The 5,951-nt window shown below is 70.9% G+C and carries 5 protein-coding genes; 2 read left to right on the top strand and 3 right to left on the bottom strand.

Annotated features, from left to right (window positions below; genetic code table 11):
- Positions 1–133: 133 nt before the first annotated feature.
- From AB0I53_RS34125 to AB0I53_RS34115, 3 genes are read right to left on the bottom strand one after another with little or no spacing between them, the layout of a single operon-like run.
- Positions 134–577, bottom strand: coding sequence for an acyl-CoA thioesterase (locus AB0I53_RS34125; RefSeq protein ID WP_358612461.1), 444 nt, complete (start codon positions 575–577; stop codon positions 134–136).
- Positions 552–1,421: an AraC family transcriptional regulator gene (locus tag AB0I53_RS34120; protein ID WP_358612459.1), complete on the bottom strand. Its 870-nt coding sequence runs from the start codon at positions 1,419–1,421 to the stop codon at positions 552–554. The genes AB0I53_RS34125 and AB0I53_RS34120 overlap by 26 nt, the downstream gene beginning before the upstream one ends.
- Before the next feature lie 17 nt (positions 1,422–1,438).
- The gene (locus AB0I53_RS34115) at positions 1,439–2,587 is read right to left on the bottom strand and encodes a lytic murein transglycosylase (protein WP_358612457.1); all 1,149 of its coding nucleotides are present in this window, start codon (positions 2,585–2,587) and stop codon (positions 1,439–1,441) included.
- 446 nt (positions 2,588–3,033) lie between these two features.
- Here AB0I53_RS34115 and AB0I53_RS34110 point away from each other — a divergent pair, with 446 nt between their 5' ends.
- Both AB0I53_RS34110 and AB0I53_RS34105 read left to right on the top strand, forming a co-directional pair.
- Positions 3,034–4,341, top strand: coding sequence for an MFS transporter (locus AB0I53_RS34110; protein WP_358612455.1), 1,308 nt, complete (start codon positions 3,034–3,036; stop codon positions 4,339–4,341).
- A 189-nt stretch (positions 4,342–4,530) separates the two neighbouring features.
- Positions 4,531–5,853, top strand: a complete 1,323-nt coding sequence (locus tag AB0I53_RS34105) for an MFS transporter (protein ID WP_358612453.1) — start codon at positions 4,531–4,533, stop codon at positions 5,851–5,853.
- Positions 5,854–5,951 lie beyond the last annotated feature (98 nt).

The raw sequence follows: 5,951 nt of genomic DNA, 5'->3' as shown, positions 1-5,951 counted from the left end.
GGCTCGTGCCGGCGTTCCGCCACGCCGCGGGCGGATCTTTTCCGCCGCACGGGCGGCGTGTTTCTTGTGGGTCGCTATAGCAGCCCAAAAGACTCACGGCCCCGTGATCAGCGGAAACCCGCTGTGGAAGTGGTTACAGGCCCAGCAGTTCCGGGTGAGTGGCCATCTCGCGCCAGTAGCGCGCCGGGTCGGCGACCAGGCGGCGCCGGGTCAGGTCCAGGAGACCGGAGACGCTTTCGACCTCCGCGACCAGGGTGCCGTCCGGGGCGCGGAGCTCCTGCACGACGCGGGAGGTTTTGCCGTCGCCCCACAGAAAGGCGCACGTCACCTCTACCTGGTCCAGCGGTCGTAGTTCGCGGTGGAAGCGGATGGTGGTCTCCAGGTTGACCGGGCCTACGTCGTGCTGGGCGCGCAGTCGCTCGGGGTCGACACCGGCGGCGGCGAGGCACGCCCACCGGGCGTGATCGCCGTAGGCGAGGTACGCGGGCCCGCGCACGTGGCCGTTGACGTCCAGGTCGTCGCTGCGGACCGCGACGGTGATGCGGAAGGCTTCAGCGGTTTCGGAACGGGTTGTCACGGGGCTTGATCCTGGCCGTCCCGGGCTGCGCCGTCTGGAACTTTTCGGCCAGGACGTCCTGCCGGGCCCAGCTTCGCACCAGCGCCGCTGGCGAGGAGCCGGACAGTCGGCGGCATTCGCGTCCCAGGTGGGACTGGTCGGCGTAGCCGAGCTCGGCGGCGACGATGGCCAGCGAGGTGCGTCCGCGCGCCAGCGCCGGCAGGCGGCGGTGGAACCGCTGGAAGCGGAGGATGCGTTGCAGCTGCTTGGGGCCGCACCCGGTTTCGTGCCGCAGAAGCCGTCGGAGCCCTCGTTCGCTGATGCCGAGGTCATCGGCGACGTCCGCCGGTTTCGCTCCTGGAGCACCAAGATCCCGTGCTGCCGCGATGGCTCGTGAATCCGGATGGGAACTTCGCAGCCGCTCGGCGACGAGCGTCTCCAGCACGCTTCGCCGTGACTCGAAGGACTTCGACGCCGCCAGCAGCTCTTCGGCGCGCCCAGCTCGTCTGCCCCACAGGTCGGTCAGCCTCGTCGCCCCGGGCGGCAGCTCGGAAAGCCCGTGGCCCAGCAGCGAGCCCGCGCCGCCGCGGCGCAGCCGCAGGCCCAGCGTCCGGGCGGTTCCCGGCAGCCAGCGGCGTTCCGGGGCTCCGGCGGTGATCACCACGTCGAGGCTGCGCCCGTCCCACACCAGGTCGGCGCAGCCGTCCGGGAGGATTCGCAACTCCCTGTCCCAACCGGCGAATCCCTGCCAGCCGAGCGACACGATGCTCGAAACCTCTGTCGCAGGAGCGAATTCTCGGTAGCGCGACCACCGCGTGCTGGTCCCGTCGAGCGAGGCCGCCCAGGAGCGCAGCGGGATTCCCATTCGCTCATTATGGCCCGCTACGCGCTCGGCGGCGTGGTCGATTCCTCGCTGGGCGGTGGTTGCGAGCTGCTCGGCGGTGGCACCGAGCTCGTCGGCGGTGGTTCGGACGACGGCGGTGGCTCGGATGGCGGCGGCTCCGACGATGACGGCGGAGGCGGAGGCGGAGGCGGTGGCTCGGGCGGCGGCGGTGGTGCTGTCATGCCTGGTGGTGGCGGTGGCCCGGGAGGCGGTGCGGCGCCGGGCGGAGCTCCCGCAGCGGGCGGCGGTGCGCCTGGCGGTAGCGGTGCGCCCGGCGGTGGGGGAGTGCCCGGAGGCGGCGGAGTGAACGCGAGCAGCACGGGGTCGCCCGGGATCGTCGTGTCGCTCGGGGTGGGCATGACTCCGCGGGCGTAGGCGTCGGCCCAGGTGAGCACCGAGCGGACGTACGACTGGGAGTGGTTGTAGCGGAACACCGCGGCGGCCAGCTGCGTTCGGTCGCGCAGATTTCCGTTGCCGCTGCACAGGTATTGGCCCGATGCCAGGGTCGCGTCGTGGACGTTGTGCGGATCGCGGGTTCCGTCGCCGTTGCCGTCGGCGGCGTGGCTGCGCCACGTGGACGGGATGAACTGCATCGGTCCGACCGCGCGGTCCCACGCCTGGTCGCCGTCCAGGCGGCCGCCGTCGGTGTCGTGGATTGCGGCCACTCCGGGCCCGCCGGCCAGCTGCGGGCCCAGGATCGGCGACAGCGTCCGGCCGTTGACGTCCACCCGGCCGGAGCGGGCGTGGTTCGACTCGATGCGCCCGATCCCGGCCAGCACCGACCAGTGCAGGCCGCAGCCCGGATCGGTGCGCGCCAACGTCCGCTCGGCGCGCTGGTAGGCCGCCAGCACCGGTGCGGGAATGCCCAGCGGGCCGGCCGGCACCCGGTCGGCCGGTTCGGCGTGCGCGGCCAGGCCCTGCTCGGTGCGCACCTCTTCCAGGAACTCCGGGCTCAGCCGGTCGTCGACGGGCAGCTCGCCGTTGGTTCCGACGTCCGGCGGGAGTTCCGGTGCGGCCCGCGCGGGCCGGGTGACAGGGTCGATCAGGGCGTCGCCGCTGAGCGCCAGCGCCGGCAGCAGCGCGACCAGCAGGCCGGTCGTCACTGCCGTGAACCGCTCGCCGCGGCCGATCTGGCCATCCGGGCCCAACGCCGTCACCTCCATGCCGGTCTGGCCATGTCGTGCCCGACCTTTCCGGAAGGTGACGGCGTTGTGAACCACCAGAAGCGGTCTGTGCCGCGAACTCCAGGCGACCAGCAGGTTGCGGCGAACGGCTCAGTGCGGCGGCATCCGATCGGATGCCGCCGTGCAACGTCGTTGTCCTATGTAGACATTTGGGTTCAGTCTCGCGGTTGAGTTCATCGAGACTCTTGAACTGATTCGTTCTGCGAAATAAGTTGACCGGCAACGGGTTTCGCGCCGGATTGGTGGCACCACCGTCCATAGTGGCTGCCTATCGGTGCGTTAGCACCCCGCTCTTTGACCGTGTGACGTGCGTCTCGTTCAATCGGCGGTAGTGATCCTCCGGTGCCGCCGTGCGCTCACCGCCCGGCATTCGCACCGCAATCCACTTCCGCCGAAGGGACCACGTGCGCATGTCCGCAAACAGAGTGCATGAAGCCACCCCCGGTACCGCCGCACCACCGGAGTACCGGCCGGTCATGGCCTGGGGCATCACCGGCATGCTGGTGCTGTTCATCGTGGTCAACTGGGCCGACAAGACGGTGTTCGGCATCGCCGCGCAGCCGCTGAAGGAAGACCTGGGCCTGACCTCGGCGCAGATCGGTTTCATCGGCAGCGCCTTCTTCTTCCTGTTCAGCATCACCGGCCTCGCCGTCGGGTTCATCGGCAACCGGGTGCGGACCAAGTGGGTGCTGTTGGCGCTGGCCGCGCTGTGGTCGCTGACGATGGTGCCGGTGCTGGTGTCGGCCAGCGCGGTGACGTTGCTGATCAGCCGCATCGGGCTCGGCGCGGCGGAAGGCCCGGCCGGCGCGATGGCCAACGCCGGGGCGTTCGAGTGGTTCCCGAAGGAGAAGCGCAGCTTCCCGTCGGCGTGGCTGTCCTCCGGCGCTTCCATCGCCAAGATCGCGATCGCCCCGGTGCTGGCGCTGATCGTCGCGGTGTGGGGCTGGCGCGCGGCGTTCCTCGCGCTGGCACTGATCGGCGTGGTGTGGTGCGCGGCCTGGGCGCTGATCGGGCGCGAGGGGCCGTTCTCGCCGCACCGGAGCCAGCTCGCCGCGGCCGAGGACCCCGCGGCGCAGCAGCGGGTGCCGTTCCGCAAGATCGCGTTCTCCGGCACCTTCGTCGGCGGCGTCATCGGCACCTTCACCATGTACGGGATGGTGTCAGTGATCCTCACCTGGCTGCCGTCGTACTTCGAGGTGGGGCTGGGCATCGACCGGCTGCAGGCGGGCGCCATGTTCGGCCTGCCCAGCATTTCGGGCATGACCGCGATGCTGGTGGTGTCGTGGATCAGCGACCGCCGGGTGTCGGCGGGCTCCAGTTCGCGCGTGCAGCGCGGCATCGTGCCCGCGGTGTCGCTGCTGATCGGCGGCGGGCTGCTGGCACTGCTGCCGTACCTCGGCTCGCCGGTGCTGGCCATCTCGGCGGTCGTGCTCGGCTACGGCATCGGCGCCGTGGCACTGCCGCTGGCGAACGCGGCGTTGTCGCAGATCTGCCCGCCGCGCCAGCAGGCCGGCGCGCTGGGCGTGTTCCTGGCGCTGCAGACGTCCTCCGGGCTTGTCGCGCCGGCGCTGACCGGTGTGCTGGTGGATCTGGCCGCCAGCCCGGGCGCGGGATTCGCGCTGGCGTTCCAGGTCTTCGGCCTCGCCGTGATGGTGGGTGGCATCGCGACGTTCCTGCTGGTCAACCCGGACCGGGACGCCGCGCGCATCCTCGGCTGAACCGCGGTCGTGAGCGTTTTGGATCGTCATGGCGCTCCAAAACGCTCACGACCCGGCCGCGCCCATAGTGCTGGCCTATCGATGCGTTCAGGCAAGCATCTTTGACCGTGTGATGGGGCTCTCGTTGAATGGCCGTGCCGGCGGGCTCAATGCGCCGAACCGGGCATTCCAACGAAGGGACGGTCCCGCATGACCGCTGGCAACCTGCAGCGCAGCCCCACCGACGACAGGTCTGCCGCGCCCGCCACCGCCAGCCCGGCCTTCCGGCCGGCGATGGCCTGGACCATCACCGCGATGCTCGTCCTGTTCATGATCGTGAACTGGGCGGACAAGGCGGTGCTGGGCATCGTGGCCCAGCCCCTGAAGACGGAGCTCGGACTCACCAGCGCCGAGATCGGCTTCATCGGCAGCGCCTTCTTCTTCCTCTACAGCATCAGCGGCGTCGCGGTCGGCTTCCTGGCCAACAAGGTCAAGACCAAGTGGGTGCTGCTCGGGCTGGCCGTGCTGTGGTCGGTCACCCAGGTTCCGGTGCTGCTGTCGGCGACCGGCGCGGCGCTGCTGACCAGCCGCATCGCGCTCGGCGCCGCCGAAGGCCCGGCCACCGCGATGGCCAGCGCCGGGGCGTTCGAGTGGTTCCCGAAGGAGAAGCGCAGCCTGCCGGCCGCGTGGCTGAACTCCGGCGCCTCCATCGCCAAGATCGCGGTCGCCCCGCTGCTCACCCTGATCGTGGTGGCCTGGGGCTGGCGCGCGGCGTTCCTGGTCCTCGCGCTGATCGGCGTGGTCTGGTGCGTCGCCTGGTTGCTGATCGGCCGCGAAGGCCCGTACGCGACATCGCGCGGCAAGGCCGCCGCCCAGCGCGACGACGCCGGGCTCCGCGTGCCGTTCCGGCGCATCGCGCTCAGCCGCAGCTTCATCGGCGGCGTGATCGGCACGTTCACCGTCTACGGCATGGTGTCGGTGATCCTGACCTGGCTGCCGTCGTACTTCGAGACCGGGCTCGGGTTCAGCCGGGTGGAGGCGGGCAGCATGTTCGGTCTGCCCAGCATCACCGGCATGATCGGCATGATCGGGGCCGGCTGGCTCACCGACCGGATGATCTCGCGGGGCGCGAGCCCCCGCGTGCAGCGCGGCCTGATCCCGGCCGTGTCGCTGCTGATCGGCGGCGGCCTGCTGGCGCTGCTGCCCTACATCGGCGGCGCGTGGGCCGCGGTGGCGGTGGTCGTCGTGGCCTACGGGTTCATGGTCGTCTCGCTGCCGGTGATGAACGCCGTCGTGTCGCAGATCAGCCCGACCCGGCAGCAGCCCGGTGCACTGGGCTTCTTCCTCGCGCTGCAGACGCTTTCCGGGCTGTTCGCGCCCGCGCTGACCGGCGCGCTCGTCGACGCCGCACCGACTCCGGGCGCCGGATACGCCCAGGCGTTCCAGATCTTCGGGCTGGCCGTGGTCGTCGGCGGGATCGCGATGGCGCTCATGGTCGACCCGGAGCGCGACGCCCGCCGGATCCTCGGCTGAGTTCCGCGGTTCCCGCCGGTCACCGGCCGTGAGTGTTTTGGACCGGCGTCGGATCCGGCTGGAGGTCGCGCTCGAAATCGATGACCCGCACCTGCCGT

This window comes from Saccharopolyspora sp. NPDC050389, assembly GCF_040655595.1.
Taxonomy (GTDB): domain Bacteria; phylum Actinomycetota; class Actinomycetes; order Mycobacteriales; family Pseudonocardiaceae; genus Saccharopolyspora.
The sequence above is the reverse complement of the archived record's forward strand: the minus strand, read 5'-3'. Positions and strand labels throughout refer to the sequence as shown.